The organism is Geobacillus sp. YHL (assembly GCF_022341265.1).
GTDB lineage: Bacteria > Bacillota > Bacilli > Bacillales > Anoxybacillaceae > Geobacillus > Geobacillus thermoleovorans.
In genome coordinates this window covers 13,310-30,687 of the sequence record NZ_JAEIGB010000016.1, presented here as the reverse complement: position 1 = coordinate 30,687, position 17,378 = coordinate 13,310, and the positions used below count along the sequence as shown (strand labels likewise).

General features: G+C 53.4%; 18 protein-coding genes and 1 pseudogene. 4 read left to right on the top strand and 15 right to left on the bottom strand.

Annotated elements, in window-relative coordinates:
* Positions 1-42 precede the first annotated feature (42 nt).
* The 6 genes from dapD to fadH form a co-directional block, all read right to left on the bottom strand.
* The gene (gene dapD, locus JCR24_RS12935; protein ID WP_011230549.1) at positions 43-753 is read right to left on the bottom strand and encodes a 2,3,4,5-tetrahydropyridine-2,6-dicarboxylate N-acetyltransferase; all 711 of its coding nucleotides are present in this window, start codon (positions 751-753) and stop codon (positions 43-45) included.
* A 196-nt stretch (positions 754-949) separates the two neighbouring features.
* Positions 950-1,423 (bottom strand): cyclic-di-AMP-binding protein CbpB, encoded by a 474-nt coding sequence (cbpB, locus tag JCR24_RS12930; protein WP_011230548.1) that lies wholly within the window; start codon positions 1,421-1,423, stop codon positions 950-952.
* Positions 1,424-1,525: 102 nt separating this feature from the next.
* Positions 1,526-1,729 carry an antirepressor AbbA gene (gene abbA / locus JCR24_RS12925; RefSeq protein ID WP_013145903.1) on the bottom strand — a complete coding sequence of 68 codons (204 nt, stop codon included), beginning with the start codon at positions 1,727-1,729 and terminating at the stop codon, positions 1,526-1,528.
* Positions 1,730-1,854: 125 nt separating this feature from the next.
* Positions 1,855-2,088: a hypothetical protein gene (locus JCR24_RS12920; RefSeq protein ID WP_011230546.1), complete on the bottom strand. Its 234-nt coding sequence runs from the start codon at positions 2,086-2,088 to the stop codon at positions 1,855-1,857.
* Between the two features lie 48 nt (positions 2,089-2,136).
* Positions 2,137-3,354 carry an EAL domain-containing protein gene (locus JCR24_RS12915; RefSeq protein WP_011230545.1) on the bottom strand — a complete coding sequence of 406 codons (1,218 nt, stop codon included), beginning with the start codon at positions 3,352-3,354 and terminating at the stop codon, positions 2,137-2,139.
* A 216-nt stretch (positions 3,355-3,570) separates the two neighbouring features.
* Entirely contained in the window at positions 3,571-4,338 is a 768-nt protein-coding gene (gene fadH / locus JCR24_RS12910) for a 2,4-dienoyl-CoA reductase (protein ID WP_011230544.1), read from the bottom strand.
* Between the two features lie 143 nt (positions 4,339-4,481).
* Between fadH and JCR24_RS12905 the strand changes: the two genes are divergently transcribed.
* Positions 4,482-5,351, top strand: coding sequence for a metallophosphoesterase (locus JCR24_RS12905; RefSeq protein ID WP_020278634.1), 870 nt, complete (start codon positions 4,482-4,484; stop codon positions 5,349-5,351).
* Between the two features lie 68 nt (positions 5,352-5,419).
* A complete protein-coding gene (locus tag JCR24_RS12900) occupies positions 5,420-5,854 on the top strand; it encodes a YkyB family protein (protein WP_014195334.1) in 435 nt (144 codons plus the stop codon).
* Between the two features lie 151 nt (positions 5,855-6,005).
* Here the strand turns inward: JCR24_RS12900 and JCR24_RS12895 are convergent.
* The 4 genes and pseudogenes from JCR24_RS12895 to corA form a co-directional block, all read right to left on the bottom strand.
* A pseudogene (locus JCR24_RS12895) lies at positions 6,006-6,623 on the bottom strand (glycosyltransferase family 2 protein); the annotation flags it as partial.
* Between the two features lie 33 nt (positions 6,624-6,656).
* On the bottom strand, positions 6,657-8,285 hold the full coding sequence (locus JCR24_RS12890; RefSeq protein WP_031212924.1) for a diguanylate cyclase: 1,629 nt from the start codon (positions 8,283-8,285) through the stop codon (positions 6,657-6,659).
* A 173-nt stretch (positions 8,286-8,458) separates the two neighbouring features.
* Positions 8,459-9,109, bottom strand: a complete 651-nt coding sequence (locus JCR24_RS12885; protein ID WP_238980760.1) for a glycoside hydrolase domain-containing protein — start codon at positions 9,107-9,109, stop codon at positions 8,459-8,461.
* Positions 9,110-9,185: 76 nt separating this feature from the next.
* Entirely contained in the window at positions 9,186-10,184 is a 999-nt protein-coding gene (gene corA, locus JCR24_RS12880; protein WP_020278637.1) for a magnesium/cobalt transporter CorA, read from the bottom strand.
* A 189-nt stretch (positions 10,185-10,373) separates the two neighbouring features.
* On the opposite strand from corA, the gene JCR24_RS12875 reads away from it, so the two are divergent.
* Both JCR24_RS12875 and JCR24_RS12870 read left to right on the top strand, forming a co-directional pair.
* On the top strand, positions 10,374-10,601 hold the full coding sequence (locus JCR24_RS12875; protein ID WP_011230536.1) for an IDEAL domain-containing protein: 228 nt from the start codon (positions 10,374-10,376) through the stop codon (positions 10,599-10,601).
* Positions 10,602-10,754: 153 nt separating this feature from the next.
* Positions 10,755-11,912 (top strand): aminotransferase A, encoded by a 1,158-nt coding sequence (locus JCR24_RS12870; RefSeq protein WP_031212926.1) that lies wholly within the window; start codon positions 10,755-10,757, stop codon positions 11,910-11,912.
* 236 nt (positions 11,913-12,148) lie between these two features.
* Here the strand turns inward: JCR24_RS12870 and JCR24_RS12865 are convergent, their stop codons facing one another.
* From JCR24_RS12865 to JCR24_RS12845, 5 genes are all read right to left on the bottom strand, one after another.
* Positions 12,149-13,123, bottom strand: a complete 975-nt coding sequence (locus JCR24_RS12865; RefSeq protein WP_011230534.1) for a quinone oxidoreductase family protein — start codon at positions 13,121-13,123, stop codon at positions 12,149-12,151.
* Positions 13,120-13,902, bottom strand: a complete 783-nt coding sequence (locus tag JCR24_RS12860) for a 2-phosphosulfolactate phosphatase (protein ID WP_033008456.1) — start codon at positions 13,900-13,902, stop codon at positions 13,120-13,122. The genes JCR24_RS12865 and JCR24_RS12860 overlap by 4 nt, the downstream gene beginning before the upstream one ends.
* 9 nt (positions 13,903-13,911) lie before the next feature.
* Positions 13,912-14,970: a phosphotransferase family protein gene (locus tag JCR24_RS12855; RefSeq protein ID WP_011230532.1), complete on the bottom strand. Its 1,059-nt coding sequence runs from the start codon at positions 14,968-14,970 to the stop codon at positions 13,912-13,914.
* 98 nt (positions 14,971-15,068) lie between these two features.
* Positions 15,069-15,653: a TetR/AcrR family transcriptional regulator gene (locus tag JCR24_RS12850; RefSeq protein WP_011230531.1), complete on the bottom strand. Its 585-nt coding sequence runs from the start codon at positions 15,651-15,653 to the stop codon at positions 15,069-15,071.
* A 92-nt stretch (positions 15,654-15,745) separates the two neighbouring features.
* Complete coding sequence (locus tag JCR24_RS12845; RefSeq protein WP_238980759.1) at positions 15,746-17,365, bottom strand: long-chain-fatty-acid--CoA ligase; 1,620 nt, start codon at positions 17,363-17,365, stop codon at positions 15,746-15,748.
* Positions 17,366-17,378: the final 13 nt, after the last annotated feature.

Genomic DNA, 17,378 nt, shown 5'->3' with positions numbered 1-17,378 from the left:
CAAAAAAGCTGTCCTCGTGTGAAGGGACAGCTTTTATGATGATTATAATTGGCGAAGCTCCTGCTTAATCTCCGTTTTCGCCCGCGTTTGCTCGTCGATCTGCTTAATGACGCGCGCCGGCACGCCGGCCACGACCGTATACGGCGGCACGTCTTCGACAACAACGGCGCCGGCAGCCACAACCGCTCCTTTGCCGACCGTGACGCCTTCCAAAATAACGGCATTCGCCCCGACGAGCACATCGTCTTCAATGACGACCGGCTTGGCTGATGGCGGCTCGATCACGCCTGCCAACACCGCGCCGGCGCCGATATGGCAGTTTTTCCCGACCGTCGCCCGGCCGCCGAGCACCGCATTCATGTCGATCATCGTTCCTTCGCCGACGACGGCGCCGATATTGATGACCGCTCCCATCATAATGACGGCGTTGTCGCCGATTTCGACATGGTCGCGGATGATGGCGCCCGGCTCAATGCGCGCCTTGATGCCTTTCAAATCCAGGAGCGGAATGGCCGAGTTGCGGCGGTCGTTCTCGACGACATAGTCCTCGATTTTGTCTTGATTCGCTTCGATTGCCGCTTGAATGTCTTGCCATTCGCCAAACACGACGCCGACGTTGCCCGTGATAAATGTTTTGGCGCTTGAGCCGAAATCGATGCCTTCGAGATCCCCTTTTATGTATACTTTGACTGGTGTCGATTTTTTGCTGTTTTGAATAAAGGAAATGATTTCATTGGCGTCCATCATCTTCATGGGCGATATCCTCCTTTACACCTGTATTCTTTTTTACTTTAGCAAAACAGAGATCATTGTGACAAGCACAAATTCATCGAGCAAAATGCTGTAAATATCTTCTCGAAGGCTTGCACTTGCGGAAGTTGCCACGCAGCTTCCGAACTGATCAGCCAAAGCCAGCTGCTCTTGTTATTGCACACGATTATCTTTCTGCTCATTGTTCAGCCTCTTTTCGGCCTAGCTTCCGGCCGCCATTAGGCCTGTGCAGCTGTTTATTCAGTTGCTTCAGTACTTCCCGTCGAGTGAAAATGCCTGCAAAATATCCGTCGTCATTTTCCACACACACGAACGGATGATTGACAATAAGCCCCACTGCCTTCATCAGGCTGTCGTCAAGCCGCAGGCGCGGAATGTTTCGGTTCATCACTTCTTCGACCTTCATCGTCTCGAGACGTTCAAATTCGATGCGCTCCAATCCTAAAATTGCATCCATCATCATCGTCATGCTGATGAGCCCGTGAAGCTTATAAGATGTGTCCAATACCGGAATCGCCGAATAGCCGGTTTTCGTCAGGACGAGCAGCGCATGATCCAAATAATTTCCCGGCTGCACATGCGCCACTTTATCCGCCGGAATCAGAAATGGCTTGACAGTCATTTGCATGAATTCATTGTGTTCCCATGTCATGCCGATGTTCCGCCTTTCTTCTGCATCTTCTCCTCTCCACATTGTTATCATACCATAAAAAAGACTATCGCTTCCTGCGATAGCGATAGTGCACAACAATTTTTATCCTTCCTCTTCCTCTGTCAACAGTCGGTCGTATAAACGCAACAGCTGCCGGTACCGGTGTTCATCGACCTCCTTGTCTCCGTTTTCGATATCCGCCAGCTCGGAGCGGATGAGCTCGAGTGCATATTGCTGGCTGAACAAAACGTCAAGCAATAACGCCGCTTCCTCGCCCGACAGCCTTGTCGGCAGCCGCTTCGTCATCTCCATTCCCCCTTTGCCTCTTCCGCTTCCATATATATTCGCCGGCAAAGGAAAAAAGTCGTGGAAAAAAGCGTCATTTGCGGACAGGCAAAAAGGCCACCCATATGAATGGAATGGCCTTTTTTTCAATAATAGCGCAACGCCAAATAACCAATGGCAAAAATGGCGAGCAAGACAGCGAGTACGTAAGCGAGGAACACCGGGTTGCGCAAGTAGGCATGCTCCTCGACCGTTTTCGGAATCGGCCCGTCAAGCTCCCCTTGCCAACGCTGTTGGCGTCCGAGGCGAACCGTATAGACGAACCCAATGACCGCGATCAATACAGAGAGGGCGGATAACACAAAAGTTAACTGTGCCATAAGTTTCACCTCATGTTTACTTTGCCGCAATGAGGCGATTTTATGCAGTCAATAATGGGCGTCATGCTCAAACAAATAGCTGTACGACAAGTCAATAAACAAGTAATGGCGCTCATCGATCGGATACGAATACGTCCGGATCGTTTCCCCTGTTTCAATATCCGTGTATAAATCGGACAAAATCCCTCTTCGGCGCGAGCGCATGCGAATAATGTTTTCCAAAAAATACGGGCGCCAGCTCCAGTTTTTCATATAATATTGCGGCTGAAGCTCCCACCGGCCGCCGCGCTTGAACATATTGCCCGACTGCTGGAAGCCGTCCTCATCACAAACATAAATGCGGAAGCAAACATCGTCGAGCTCGCCGGCCAACAGGGAAATGAGCTCGTTAAAATCGGCGGCTTTTTTGTATTTGCCAAGCAGCGCGCTGATCCGCTGCTGAAACTGCTCAGCAATTTGATACAGCGTTTCAAGCTTTTTCTTTTCCTGCTGGATGAAGCGATGGCACTCTTGGCGGAGCAAGTCTTTCAACAAATCGCGCGGCACAACCTCTGGCGCCGGCTTGGCCAAATAATACCCTTGATAATAGCGGCCGCCATGCCGCCAAGCATACTGAAGCTGAAATGACGTTTCGATGTCCTCATACAGGAGCGTCGCTCCGATTTTGCGCGCCAACAGCGAAATCGAGTGAACGATTTCCTGGTATGCTTGATGAACGGACGTTTTCCGCAATTCACGCAAATCGATTTTTAAAATGTCAGGCGACAAGACGCCGATTCGCTCAAGATGAATGCTATGTTCGGCGATGTTGTCGACCGCCACTTTAACGCCGTATGTACGAAGATACGTCAATAAATGGCTGAGCTGATCGACGTCTCCCTTGAAATGCTGCTCGTTGATTTCCAAAACGATGCGGCTTGGGGCCAACCCTTTCGCTTCATAGGAGAGAAGCAGCTGCAAAAACGACTCGCCGCGGTCAAGCATCAGCAAGTTGGCGTCGCGGTTTAAAAAAATGAGCAGCGTTTGATCATCAAGCGACAGAAAATAGTCGAGCGCTTTTTTCGTGATCACATCATCCACTTCGATGCGAAATTCTTCTGGAATGGTTTCATCGTGAAAAAACGGCCCAAGGCTGACCGGCCCTGTTTCCGTTTGAAACCGACCGAGCACTTCATAGCCGACGACCCCATGCTCATCGGCGCTGAAAATCGGTTGATAGTGCGGAATCACTTGCGGCAAGTTGGCCATCACGTCTAATGCATCCATCGTGTTCACCTCATCCCCATCGACCATCTTTGCCTTTATTATAGCATAATTGCCCAATCGTTCCTGACTCGTAAAAAAAGCGGCTCCCCTGACAGCAGGGAATCCGCTTGTGACAAAGGCCGTTGCGTGCAATGAGCCGGTTGCCCGCGATAAATGAAGAAATACCGCCTGCAATCCCTTTTGGGTGAGGACCATCTTGCTTTATGGCAAATTTGATTAAAACGGCCGCCGGTTCAGCCATTGGCCGCCGTCGACTGTGATGCAAGCGCCGTTAATGTAAGCGGCTTCATCCGAAAGCAAAAACGAAGCGACCGCCGCGATTTCTTCCGGCGTCCCGAGCCGCCCGAGCGGCACGCTTTCCAACGTCATCCGCTCCGCTTCCTCTGATTCCCAAAGCCGCTCCGCCCCGCCGGTCCGCTCAATCGGTCCGGGAGCGATCGCATTGACGCGGAAGCCGTACTTTTTCCCCCATTCCACAGCAAGCGTGCGCGTCATTGCCAGCACTCCAGCCTTGGCGCTCGCTGAATGAATGACCCCGGCGCCGGCATGCCAGGCATATGTCGCAACGATGTTGATAATGTTCCCTTTCAAGCCGCGCTGAATCCAGTAGTTGCCGACTTCCCGGCTGCAGTAAAACGTGCCGTTTAACACAATGTTAATGACGCTGTTCCAGCCGTTGATCGACAACTTTTCCGCCGGGCAAATGAAATTGCCAGCCGCGTTGTTGATGAGGGCATCGATGCGGCCGAATTCCGCATCAGTCCGCTCCACCATGTGCGCCACTTGTTCCGGGTTGCGCACATCCATCGGGATCGTAAGCACTTTCCCTCCATCCGGCGCGGCGATTTCCCGCTTGGCCTCTTCGAGCGCCTCGGCCCGCCTTCCCGTAATGACGACGTTGGCCCCATCAGAAACAAACCGCTTCGCCATATATTTCCCCATTCCGCTCGACCCGCCGGTCACAATGATCACTTTTCCGTTCATCCATTTCTCCTCCTATGACTGATTACTCATTCATTTTTATCATATCATAAAATAGTGGAATATTCGAACATCTTAGTCCTCCTATTGTCCTTTTCCCTCTCTTTTCGTTATAATAAAGCTGCTTGTGAAAGGACGGCGAAACGATGCACCATATCGAAACAACCAAACTAAGCCGGCGCGCCTTTTTGAAAAAGCTGGCGCGCACAAGTTTCAGCGCAGCGCTGGCGATGGCAGCCGCCTCTGGATACGCCCGCTGGATTGAGCCAGCCGAGCTGACCGTGACGCACCATGCGCTGTCGCATCCGCTGATCCCAAAGTCGTTTGCCGGCGTCAAGCTGCTGCAGTTCAGTGATCTCCATCTCGGCCATTATTACGGCTTGAAACGCTTTTACCGCATTATCGGCCGCATCAACGAACTCGGGCCCGATCTCGTCGTATTCACAGGTGATCTGCTCCATGAGGCGAACCGGTATCCGCACGTCAACGCGGTCGCTGAGGCGTTGGCTGGCGTCCGTGCTCCTCTTGGAAAATTTTGTATTTACGGAAACCATGATCACGGCGGCTACGGGACAGATATTTACCGTCGATTGATGGAACGAGCCGGGTTCCGCGTTCTCGTCAATGAGCATGCACTCGTCCGGCGCGGCCATGACGCGATCGCTATCGCCGGCAGCGACGATATGATGCTCGGACGCCCGGACTGGTCGAAAATGACGAACGGCATTCCTCGGGCGACATATACGATCGCCCTCGTTCATGAGCCGGACGGTGCCATTGAGGCTCGCCGCTTCCCTATTCACGTTCAACTCTCCGGCCATAGCCACGGCGGGCAAATTCAGTTGCCGTTTATCGGACCGCTCATCACGCCGCCGTTGTCTGAGCGGTATTATGAAGGGTTTTACCACGTCGGCGGACTCTTGTTGTACGTCAACCGCGGCCTTGGCACAACAAGGGTGCCGCTTCGCTTCTTCGCTCCGCCGGAGTTGACCGTTTTTTCGCTTACCCCCGGATAGAAGTAGGACAAACCGGGCAACAACACCGCTTCCTATGTTATAATAGAAAGAAAAAAGGAGACATGCCGATGAAACCGGTGCAATTGACGGTCGACAATATTGCCAAAGCGATTTTTACCGTCAACCGCCATGCCAAAACAGCATTGAACCCTTCGTTTCTTTATCTTCTGAAGAAAAAAGCGATCGAGAAGCTGCTTGAGGAGGGCAAGGCGAAAAAAGTGGGCCTCCATTTTTCCCGCAATCCGAGATACAGCCAACAGCAATCCGACGTGCTTGTCGCCGTCGGCGACTACTACTTCCACATCCCACCGACAAAACAAGATTTCGCCGCCCTTCCGCACCTTGGCTCTCTCAACGATTCATACCGCAACCCTCCAGCTCGGATGCCGCTGTCAGAGGCAAAAGCCATTCTCATCGCCTACACCGGACTGAAGGAAAAGCCGGAACAAAAGCCGAAACGGCTGACAAGACCCGTATTTAAACGGCTCGGCGACCGCTATTAAGCGGACGCCGAGCCGTGACCTGGCTTTTCTCTTTGAATTCATCATGTTTTCGTGAATATTCCTCTTTGGGTTCGATCACGATCACTTGGGGAGACATGCACTGATTCGTCAAGCCGAGGCGCACCCTTTTCGCTCTATTCTCTACCTATGTTTACACCGACACTCCTTTTCGCTTTATGCTCCCCCATTGCTTTTTCCGGCGAACAGCGTCGATCACCCCTTCGCACCGCCACCAAGCGGTAAGCGGACGGTACCAAAACGTCTCGGTCAACGCGAAGAAAAACAGCTTCACCAAATCAGAGATGCTCGGGAGCTTTCGCTCAGTCCACTCTTCAAGCAAGACGGCGGCGGCCGAGAAGAGCGAACCGTACAAAACCGAAACCGTCAGCAACAAAAGAGCGAATTCAACGTACAAGTTTCCGAGAAATAAGGAGAAAACAACGACAATATAGCCCATCAATTCAACGATCGGGCCAAGAAGCCCAATGAACCAAAAATACGGCAGCGAAAGAAGGCCGATTGAGCCATATTTCGGATTGAACAGCATCGATCGATGCATCCATAAGCTTTCCAAAAGCCCGCGATGCCAGCGCCGCCGCTGCCTCCGCAAATCCCCATACGTTTCCGGCGCTTCTGTCCAGCAAACCGGGTCGGGGATATAGATGATTTTTTTCTCCTCGTTTTTTTCACGCGCCAGTCGATGCAGGCGCACAACGAGTTCCATATCCTCTCCAGCTGTATCCGTATATCCGCCTGCTTCGATCACCCACGGTTGCTGCCGTGAAGACGACCAACAGCGCCATCACTCATCCAGCTCCTTCAGCAGCCGGCGCAGCCGCGCCTCAAGTTCAAACCATTTGAACGGCTTTGTCACATATTCGTCCGCTCCTCGGTTCAGCGCATGGGCAATATCCCGCTCATCTTGGCGCGACGTCAGCAGCATCACCTTGTATGGCTTTCGCTCTTGACGGAGGCGGTTCAACACCTCAAGGCCGTCCATTTTTGGCATCACCCGATCCAAAATGACGACAGATTGCCGCCCGCTTTGATAAAACGGAGATTCGAGAAACGAAAGGCCGTCGCCAAACTCGTAAATGTCTGCTTTCCTCCCCTGCTCATTGACGAGCTTGCGGACAAGATCAGCAATCATCATCCGCACGAGTTCATCGTCGTCTACGATGGCAATCGCCCATCGCCGCCGATCCGTTGATGCTTGGCTTGGGGCCTCATCCGAAGAACCGCTTTTCTCACGCGCCGCCTCTTCGATCCGATTGCCGCCGCCTCGTTTCGCCGCATACAGCGCCTTGTCGGCCAGACGCAGCCAATAGTCAAGCGGCCGATCCGGTTCATCGCACTCAACCAGGCCGGCGGAAAACGTACATGATAGAAGTGCGCCATCCGCCTCGATTTTTTCGGCGGCGAACTGGCGTTGCAGCCGCTCAAGCACTGCACGAGCCTCGCTTTTGGACGTTTTGGCCAGCCAAACGACAAACTCTTCGCCCCCAAAGCGAACGACCGTATCCACTCCACGTGTATGTTGGCGCAAAAAGGCAGCCAGCTTTTGCAATACCGCATCGCCTGCAAGGTGGCCGAAACGGTCATTGACTTGTTTGAAATGGTCCAAATCAAGCAACGCCAAACAGCTTGGCGCTCCGTAACGCTCGAGGTCGCTCCGAAGGCGGGCGTATACCCGCGGCAAATACTTCCGGTTGTACACACCTGTCAATTCGTCAATGAGCACAAGGTCATCGATTTTTCGTTTTTTTTCAATGAGCCGGCGAACGCGAACGAACAGCTCATCTGCCGCTGGGGTGGTGATGACATCATCCGCGCCAAGCTCATAACCTTTCAACCGCCCCTCTTTGCCCTCGTCTCTCCTCACAATGACAACAGGAAGATAGGGGCGCTGTCCGGCGCGCTCAAGCAAAACCGTCAAGTCCGGATTCTCCCACTCTCCCTCCTTCACGCTGACGATGATGCAATCCGGGCTGAGACGAAACATCGACGCGGCCGCCTGCTCAAGGGAGGGAATCGTCGTGAAACGCCATGGCACGGTTTGCAGGGCGCCGCGGACGTAAGCAAAAAACAGGGGATCATTTCCACAGAGGAGAATCGCTGCTTTCGGCCCTTGGCGGTGCGAAGAGGGAATGGTGGCAGAAGCCGCTTCCCCGGCTTCATAGAAGCAGCGAAGGAGAGGAACCATCTCCATCAGCGCCTCCTCCGCTGTCCATTGCCGTTCCGTTTGGCCGTTCAACCGGTGAATGAGCCGCTCTGCTTCAGCAGCGATGTCGCTAAGGCCAATCACCGCCGCCGTCCGGCCGACAGCATTGAAAAATCGGGCCAATTCCACACCGTCAAGCGGCGGTCCCGTCCTCCATCGTTCGTATTGTTCATGGATGCGATCCAACAGTGAGGCGACAGATCGATCCATATTCCCTCTCCTTTCGATCATCGTTCCGTTTTCCCCAACCGACTGACATCCTCCTTTTTTCCTATTACTAATATAATCGATCCAAGCAAAAAAATTAAAAGAAAAGACGCGCAACAGCCAACAATTTCCCAGCCGCATAAAAAAGCCGCTGCCTTTTTTTGCAACGGCTTTGTTCAATACAAAAAGTCCAATAGGCGTCGGTCAGCTAAATTCGTGTCAACCGGGCAGACTTCTGCATCACGCCCGTACTGCCACACCCAGACATTCGCGCTGCAAGGCGGGGCAGCCGGCTGATAGCGCGGCGCTTTCTGCTCTTTCGTCGTTCCCGGCCTTGGTGCGGCGCTCCAAATGACCGCCTGCACCGCCACTTGGTTGTTCCGGCTGACCGCCTCGCAATAGGCAGCGGCGAAATCCCCTTTCGTCGGGTCCGCGTACAGCCCCGGCCGGTATCCGGTCGGATAGAGCGTTTCCACCCAAGCAGCGATCCAAGCGGCATCCACAGCGAAAAAGTCTTCGATGTTGGCAAACAGCAGTTTATTTTTCGGAATGCCGAGCCGCCGCGCATGGAACACCGCGTTGCGCGCCGCCACCTGACCGTTCGCATAGCCGACCGCTTCGCGGAAGGCGTTATAAATCGGCAGCACCTTCACGCCATAGCTGCGGATGCGGGCGATCTCGTCGCGTGTCAACCCTTCGGACACGTTCGGCACTTCCGACAAATAACGGCCCCAAAATTTCGGATAGCCAAGCTCCGTCCGCACGCATTGAAACAGCTGATCCGTTACGGCTTGCGCCGAGTCGACGCCCCAAACTCCTCTTGCCATCGGTTCCCCTCCTTCGCGCTTACGCTGCCGTCATTATGTAATTATATATATGAGGGGAACAGCCCGTTTTATACGGCTACTGGCGGCGCTCCCGCTCCTCCTTCGCCCAGTCGCCTTTCAACAACTGAAACCAGCCGTTGCGCTTAAACCAGACGAACATCGTCATGCCGATCACCGCCATGGCAGCCAATACAACAAAGTATCCGTACTTCCAGTGCAATTCAGGCATATAATCAAAGTTCATCCCATAAATGCCGGCAATAAAGGAGAGCGGCATGAAAATGGTCGTAATGGCTGTAAATGTCATCATAATATTGTTCATTCGATTCGAGTTGAGCGATAAATAGCTGTCGCGGATATCCGCGGTAATTTCTCGGTTTGTCTCAATCATTTCCGACAGCTTCAGCAAATGATCATAAATGTCATGAAAGTACAGCTGCCGTTCTTTCATGCGCTGCAGCCGGTCGGAATGGATGATGCGGTACAACAAGTCGCGCATCGGCACGATCGTTCGGCGCAGCTTCGATAAATCGCCGCGGATGTCAAACACTTTTTCAATAATGTCGTGAATCGGTTCATTGTTCGTATTCTCCTCTAAATCGTTCAGCACGTCTTCAATATGGTAAAGCGGTGGAAAATAATCATCCACAAGCTTGTCGATCAGCCGGTACATGACGTGAAACGGCCCCTGCTGAACATCTTCTTCATGCTTCAATCGCTCCCACACCTCATCGACCGCGTGAATGGCCGACTTATGAAACGAAACGATGAAATTTTGCCCGACAAACAAATCGACTTCCTCAGCCTCCAGCGTCATCCCGGCAATGGCATGAAGCACAACAAACAAGTAGCGGTCATAAAAATCGAGCTTCGGCCGCTGCACATATTCGAGACAGTCTTCAATCGCCAGTGGGTGAAAACGGAAAAAGGAGGCGAGCAGCGCCGATTCCTCATCCGTCGGCTCATGAAAGTCAACCCAATACCATGAGACGTCCGGGCTGTTGACAAGCGTTAAGTCAACATCATACAAAATCTCAAATTCTTTTGTCACGACACACGTGCGAATCATCGCCATCACCTTTGCCTTGTTCTCCTCTTATCATAACCGAAAAACTGTTAAGTCCCAACAAAAAACGGGTATAAAAATCATGTAGAGAAAAAATTGACAAAAAATATTTATCTAAATTTTCTTTACATTAGCATCAAAAACGACGATAATATAAGAAAGGGAACTGTTTCGTTCCCATATGGGAGGGACTGAATCATGTACGAAAAACAATACCCGAATGAAGGCGCCGTTTTGTTCAACCAGCCGGAAGAAAAAAGCAGCTACGGGCCGATGGCCGAACAAGTGCTGAAAGAAGCGATCTTCCAGTTTCAAAGAAAAAAACTGATGGAACAAATTGATGAAGCGCTCGCGGCCGGCAACAAGCCGTTGTTTTTCAAGCTTTCCGCCCAATATAACGACCTGTTGAAAAAATACGGCGCGTAAAAGGAGCGAACGAAGTTGGAAAGTGAATCGTCGATGACCAAGTGAGCCCCATTTCCGTTTGTGGGAACAATCCGGACGGAAAGGGGCTCATTTTTGTTTTTTCGTTTTCCTCGCCAATGGTACAATAGAAACAAAAAAGAAAGGTGGACAACCGTGAAACACCTCATTCAACCACGTGTTCAAGCCATTCAGTTATCAGGCATCCGCCAATTTTTCAACCTTGTCGCCGACCGGCCGGGACTTGTTTCCTTGACGATCGGCCAGCCTGATTTCCCAACGCCCGATCATGTCAAAGCAGCCGCTCAGGAGGCGATCGCCGCCGATTTCACGACGTATACAGCGAACGCCGGCCTGCTGGAACTGCGCCAGGCGGCTTGCCAATTCGTCGCTGACAAGTACGGCCTTCGCTACACGCCGGATGAAGTCATCGCCACCGTCGGCGCCAGCCAGGCGCTTGATATTACGTTTCGCACCATTTTAGAAGAAGGGACAGAAGTGCTTCTTCCCGCACCAGTCTATCCCGGCTATGAACCACTCATTCGCCTGTGCGGGGCGAAACCGGTGTACATCGACACAAGGCCAAACGGTTTCCGTCTGTCGGCTGAGCTCATTGCGCCTTATTTGACGGAAAAGACGCGCTGCCTCGTTCTTCCATACCCATCCAATCCAACCGGGACGGCGCTGTCAGCCGAAGAGCTTGAGAACATCGCTTCCCTTTTGAAAGGACGGCCGATTTGGATCGTTTCCGATGAAATTTACAGCGAGCTCGTCTATCGCGGCCGCCATCACTCGATCGCCGAGTGGCTGCCGGAGCAGACGATCGTCATCAACGGTTTAAGCAAATCGCACTCCATGACCGGTTGGCGCATCGGGTTTGTCTTCGCTCCAGCGTTCGCCGTTGAACAAATGGTGAAAGTGCACCAATACAGCGTCTCGTGCACGTCATCGATCAGCCAAAAAGCGGCGGTGGAGGCGCTGACCGCCGGCAAACACGACGCCGAGGCGATGCGCGCCGCTTACGCCGAACGGCTTGAGTATGCCTATCATCGTCTCACCGCCATGGGGCTGCCGGTTGAGAAGCCGGATGGAGCCTTTTACTTGTTTCCGTCAATCGCCGCCTTTGGCATGTCTTCGTTTGATTTTGCCCTCGATGTCGTCGAAAACGCCGGCGTCGCCCTCGTTCCCGGCAGCGCCTTTTCCGAATACGGTGAAGGCCATGTCCGCCTGTCGTACGCTTATTCGCTCGATGTGCTCAAAGAAGGGCTCGACCGGCTCGAGCGGTATATCCAAACGAAGCGCCGCAGACCGTAATGGTTTTCAAAAATCGTATTGGCTTAGACCGCCATGCCCCCATAAGAAAAAGGCTGCTTTTCTTTCGACTTTTGTTCACCATTGGCTTTAGGGGAATATACAAGAAAAGGGGGTCCCAAAAGGATCGGGACACCCTCTTTCGTCTCTATATATACGCACTGACCGATTCTTCCGCACTATATTTTGTGTCTACCCTGAAGGCAGACAGCCTTTTGGGTCAGCCCCCTCTTCTTTACTTATGGCACAAGCAATAGCTTGCCATGCGTTTTCCGCCCCTGCAGCAGCCGATGCACTTCAGAAGCCTGCTCAAGCGGGTAGACGCCGCCGATCATCAGCTTCAGGCTTCCTTCCTGCACCCACGCGAGCAATTCCCGCAAACTTTGTTCGTACAACGCCCGCTTTTTCATGATTTGCGGCAAGAAAAAGCCGATCACTGACCAGTTTTTCGCCATCAGCCGGACTGGATTGAGACGCGTCATTTCCCCGCTCGCCGCCCCATATACGACCAGGCGGCCGAACGGAGCAAGGCAATCGAGCGTCTGATGAAAGACATCGCCGCCCGCCATTTCCAAAGCGACATCGACGCCGCGCCCACCGGTCGCCTCCATCACGTCCGCAGCCCAGCTGTCTTTTGTATAATCAATGGTGACATCAGCGCCAAGCTGTTTGGCGAGCGCTCGTTTTTCCTCCGTGCTTGCCGTGGCGATGACCATTTTGGCGCCGAACCGTTTCGCCAATTGGACGGCAATCGTCCCAACGCCGCCGGCTGCGGCATGAACGAGCACCGTCTCCCCTTCTTCCAAGCGGCCCATCGTTTTGAGAATATGGTAGGCGCTTAGCCCTTGCACCGGCAAGGCCGCCGCCTGGCGGGCATCCATTCCATCCGGAAGCGGCACGACCGCCCGTTCATCGACAGCGACAAACTCAGCGTAGCCGCCGGATTCGATCAACGCGACGACGCGTTGCCCCGGGCGGATCGTTTGCACTTCCGGACCAACTTCACGGACAACGCCGGCCACTTCCGTCCCAGGGATGAACGGAAGCGGCGTCGGCACAACATAGCGGCCTTCCCGTCGGGCTGTATCCGCATAGTTGACGCCAATCGCTTCAGCTTCAATCACGACTTGCCGCCCCGTGGGTTTCGGACGTTCGCCTTCACAAACACGCAAGACATCCGGTCCACCGTATTCAACGAATTGGACAAATTTCATGGCGATATCCCCTCTTTCGTTACTTTTGTCGACGCCATATTGCGCAGTTCCAGGCCGAACGGCCCCAGCTCAAGTTTTGGAACGGCAGAAAGCGACCCGTGCCGGTTGATGTAGTCGATTTCTTTTTCCAAGCCGTACGCCGTCATCCAACGGCCGACGCGCGAGGCAGACAACACTTCTTTCGCCTTTCCTTCATCTGAATATTGCCGGTAAAAGAACCATGCGGCCGTCGCGCTGTCGGACAGCTCCGCCGCGTTGATCCCTTGCTCGATCAAGCAGTGCACAAAGTAGCCGGCGCCATAAAAGTCTTCTAGGCAAAAACGGCCCGACGAGCCGGAACAAATCACAATGATCGTCTCTTCCTGATGCAAACGGCAAATATGCTCGCTGACCGCCGGGCTGTTCAGCAAGCTCGCCGCGTACACCGCACGGGCTGGCTGAGCTCTGCGAATCGCCACCGTGCCATTGGTCGTCGATAGCACGACTGTTTTCCCTGGACAAACCGTTTGCAAAAATAGCGGCGCCGGCGGATGAAAACCGGCGATCGTCCGCCCTTCGTATTCGCCGACGAGCTCATAGCTGCCCTCTGGCAAGCGAAGCGCGATCTCCTTGGCCTCCTCGGCATCGCGCACCGGGATCACCGAACGAGCGCCGGCAGCGAGAACTGCTGTAATCGACGAGGTGGCAAGCAAAACATCGAACACGACAGCCACCTTTCGATCAGCAAGCGCCATCTCATCAATGTCTTCTTTGCGCAGCACGACATGCACTTTTGTCATCACGCCGCCTCACCGTCCTGTCGCCAGCTGCCATGCATGCTCAATGAGCGCTTCGACAAACTGGCCAAAATGGCGAAACCGCTCATCGTTCGTCTGTCCGCGGCGGTAGCGGTAATAAATTTGCTGGCAAATGACCGCTAATTTAAAGTAGGCAAACGTTAAATAAACGTGTATATCGGACACATCACGTCCACTTTTTTTGGCATATGCCTCAATAAACTGTTCGCGCGTATAAAAACCGGGACGGACGGTGACCGGCGCGCGGCCAAACCCACTTTTAATGAGTGGAGGATCGTCTTCCTCAATCCAATAACTCATGGCCACCGCCAAATCGGCAAGCGGATCCCCGACCGTCGACATCTCCCAATCAAACAGCCCAACCATTTTGGTGATGTCGTCTTTGGCAAACAAAGCGTTATTCAGCTTAAAATCGTAATGGATTACGGTTGCTTCGCGCTGCGGTGGAATATGAGAAGCGAGCCACTTCATCAGCGCCTCGGCTTCCGGAATATCATCCGTCTTGGCCCGCTCATAGCGCTGGATCCATCCGTGCACTTGCCGTTCCATAAATCCATCCGGCTTTACCATCTGAACGAGGCGTGTGTTCGTATAATCAATTTGATGGATACGGACAAGCGTCTCGACCATCGTCTCGGAAATGCCGCGGCAAACCTCCTCCGTCGGAGTGATGCCATCGGGAAAATCACTGTCAATCACGACGCCATGCCGCCGCTCCATGACGAAAAACGGACTGCCGATCACCGATTCGTCTTCACAAAAATAGAATGGTTTCGGGGCGAGCGGGAACAGCGGATGGATTTCAGAAAGCCACGTGCTCTCCCGCTTCATATCATGCGCTTTCGGCGGCACCGGGCCAAACGGCGGCCGGCGCAGCACCGCCTCCCACTCCCCACAGCGGAGCAAATACGTCAAATTCGACCGGCCGGCGGAAAATTGCTGGATCTCGAGCTCCCCATCCGGCATGTCCGGCAGCACCGTGCGCAAAAACTTGGCCAGCTTCCCTGCCGGCAGTTCTTCCCCCTTGCGCACTGGAATAATCGCTGTCATCTCCCTCTCCCCCTTGGTCAACAATTCAAGCGCGCCATTGCCGCCGCACGAACAGCATCCATCGACACACCTCGGATCAAACTTGTTTGTCTCTCTTTTCACTCGGCTTTCGAGACAGACGGCGCGCTCATGCCATCAAGCAGGATCTCCACCATCTGCTTCGCCACCTCGGCATCGGTCAGCTCTCCGTCCGGACGAAACCATTGGTAGCTCCAATTGGCCGCCCCAAGAACGGTAAGCGTGGCGATCGATGGTGACAAATCGCAGCGCAGTTCACCGCTTTTCATTCCTTCCTCAATCAACGACTGCAGCCGATAGCGGAACAAATCGCGCTTTTCTTTTACTTTTTGTAAATGCTCCTCACTCAAATGCTTCATTTCACGAAAAAAAATGCGAGCTTCCCTTCCTTGCCGCTCGACATTATGAATGAGCATGAAGATAATGTCATACAGCTTCTCCCGCAACGGGCGCCGTTTATCGCTTATAATGCGCTCCTCTTCGTCAAGCAGCCCTTCAATGTAGCGAAGGTGAATATCCATCAACAGTTCTTCTTTGCTTGTAAAATAGTAATAAAACGTCCCTTTTGTCACCCCGAGGGCGTCAACGATGTCTTGGATCGATGTTTCGCTGAACCCATTTTGTTCAAACAGCTCAATGCTGGCAGCCATAATTTTCTCCTTCATGTTTTTACACCTCTTGCCTAAAATGTAGTCGCTGCCAGCTATTGTACCATAAAACGGCCAAGCCTGCTTCGGACTTGGCCGAAAGCCCTCTGTTATTGCGGGCGGGACGCCTCTTCACGCAAGGCGCGGCGCAAAATTTTCCCGACGTTCGTCTTCGGCAGTTCGGCACGGAACTCGACAATGCGCGGCACTTTGTACGCCGCTAAGTTTTTTCGGCAATGGGCGATGATCTCTTCCTCGCTTGCTTGCATCCCCTCTTTCAGGACGATGATCGCCTTCACCGTTTCGCCGCGGTACGGATCAGGCACACCAACTGCCGCCGCCTCTTTCACCGCTGGATGTTCGTACAGCACTTCTTCGATTTCACGCGGATAAATGTTATAGCCGCCGGCGATGATCAGATCTTTTTTCCGGTCGACAATCGTCACATACCCTTCCTCGTCAATCGAAGCCAAATCGCCAGTGTACAGCCATCCGTCGCGCAGCGCCGCCGCCGTTTCTTCCGGCATGTTCCAATAGCCTTTCATCACTTGCGGTCCACGGATAATCAGCTCGCCGACTTCGCCTGGCGGCAGCTCTTGCGTGCCAGTCGCCACATCGACGACTTTGTACTCGGTCAGCGGCATGCCGATGCCGACCGTGCCTGGCTTGCGCGCCGCAAACGGCGGATTGCAATGCGTCACTGGCGAGGCTTCGGACAAGCCGTATCCTTCAAGGATAACCGCTCCCGTTTTCGCTTCGAAATCGCGCATCAATTCAAGCGGCATCGGCGCGCTGCCGCTGTTGCACGTTTTAATGCTACTGATGCCGTATTGCTCGACTCCAGGAGTATTTGTAATAGCGACATACATCGTCGGCACGCCTGGAAACACGGTCGGTTGCTTGTCGCGAATCGTCTCCAACACTTCTTTCAGCTCAAAGCGCGGCAGCAAAATGTTTTCCGCTCCTTGGTAAATGGCCAAGTTCATTCCCGACGTCATCGCGAACACGTGGAACAACGGGATGACAGTTAAATATCGCTCTTTCCCGAACTCAAATGTCCCTTTGAAAAATTCGGCGCATTGCAAGACGTTGGCGAAAATGTTGCGGTGGGTGAGCATCGCCCCTTTTGAGCGCCCTGTCGTCCCGCCAGTATATTGCAACACAGCGACGTCATGCGTTGATTCGATCGACACCGGGCGCACAGCTCCGCTTCCTGCAGCAAGAAATTCGTCAAACGTGACATCTCCTTCAGCCAGCGAAACGGATGGCGGCGCTCCGAAGCTGACAGTGATCGCTTGTTTGACGGCTGTCTCCCCTCTGACGGCGGCAAGGCGCGGATAAAGCGGTTCATAAATGACGATCGTCTCGGCGCCGGAGTCTTTGAGCAAATAGGCAAGTTCGCGCTCAACAAGCATCGGGTTCACTTGTGTGACGATCGCGCCCGCCTGCAAAATGCCGTAGTAAGCGATGACATACTGCGGGCAGTTCGGCAGCATAATCGCGACGCGGTCGCCTTTTTGCACCCCAAGCGCCTGCAGGCTTGAGGTGAAACGGTTGACCGCCGCCTCAAGCTCGGCATAGGTGATCGTCTTGTCGTAAAATGTCAGCGCCGGCTGGGAGCCGAATTCCGCCGCTCGTTCATGCAGTACATCGCATACCGTTTTGTCGGGAATATCCATATAGAACGAAATGTGTTCCGGATAAAGAGACAACGCCCGTTTTTCGCTCATTTGCGTTTCCCCC

Bases quoted from the DNA above. Each gene is read 5' to 3' on its own strand.
- dapD (WP_011230549.1), bottom strand. From the start codon at position 753: ATGAAGATGATGGACGCCAATGAAATCATTTCCTTTATTCAAAACAGC.
- cbpB (WP_011230548.1), bottom strand. From the start codon at position 1,423: ATGACATGGGAACACAATGAATTCATGCAAATGACTGTCAAGCCATTT.
- abbA (WP_013145903.1), bottom strand. From the start codon at position 1,729: ATGACGAAGCGGCTGCCGACAAGGCTGTCGGGCGAGGAAGCGGCGTTA.
- JCR24_RS12920 (WP_011230546.1), bottom strand. From the start codon at position 2,088: ATGGCACAGTTAACTTTTGTGTTATCCGCCCTCTCTGTATTGATCGCG.
- JCR24_RS12915 (WP_011230545.1), bottom strand. From the start codon at position 3,354: ATGGATGCATTAGACGTGATGGCCAACTTGCCGCAAGTGATTCCGCAC.
- fadH (WP_011230544.1), bottom strand. From the start codon at position 4,338: ATGAACGGAAAAGTGATCATTGTGACCGGCGGGTCGAGCGGAATGGGG.
- JCR24_RS12905 (WP_020278634.1), top strand. From the start codon at position 4,482: ATGCACCATATCGAAACAACCAAACTAAGCCGGCGCGCCTTTTTGAAA.
- JCR24_RS12900 (WP_014195334.1), top strand. From the start codon at position 5,420: ATGAAACCGGTGCAATTGACGGTCGACAATATTGCCAAAGCGATTTTT.
- JCR24_RS12890 (WP_031212924.1), bottom strand. From the start codon at position 8,285: ATGGATCGATCTGTCGCCTCACTGTTGGATCGCATCCATGAACAATAC.
- JCR24_RS12885 (WP_238980760.1), bottom strand. From the start codon at position 9,109: ATGGCAAGAGGAGTTTGGGGCGTCGACTCGGCGCAAGCCGTAACGGAT.
- corA (WP_020278637.1), bottom strand. From the start codon at position 10,184: ATGGCGATGATTCGCACGTGTGTCGTGACAAAAGAATTTGAGATTTTG.
- JCR24_RS12875 (WP_011230536.1), top strand. From the start codon at position 10,374: ATGTACGAAAAACAATACCCGAATGAAGGCGCCGTTTTGTTCAACCAG.
- JCR24_RS12865 (WP_011230534.1), bottom strand. From the start codon at position 13,123: ATGAAATTTGTCCAATTCGTTGAATACGGTGGACCGGATGTCTTGCGT.
- JCR24_RS12860 (WP_033008456.1), bottom strand. From the start codon at position 13,902: ATGACAAAAGTGCATGTCGTGCTGCGCAAAGAAGACATTGATGAGATG.
- JCR24_RS12855 (WP_011230532.1), bottom strand. From the start codon at position 14,970: ATGACAGCGATTATTCCAGTGCGCAAGGGGGAAGAACTGCCGGCAGGG.
- JCR24_RS12850 (WP_011230531.1), bottom strand. From the start codon at position 15,653: ATGAAGGAGAAAATTATGGCTGCCAGCATTGAGCTGTTTGAACAAAAT.
- JCR24_RS12845 (WP_238980759.1), bottom strand. From the start codon at position 17,365: ATGAGCGAAAAACGGGCGTTGTCTCTTTATCCGGAACACATTTCGTTC.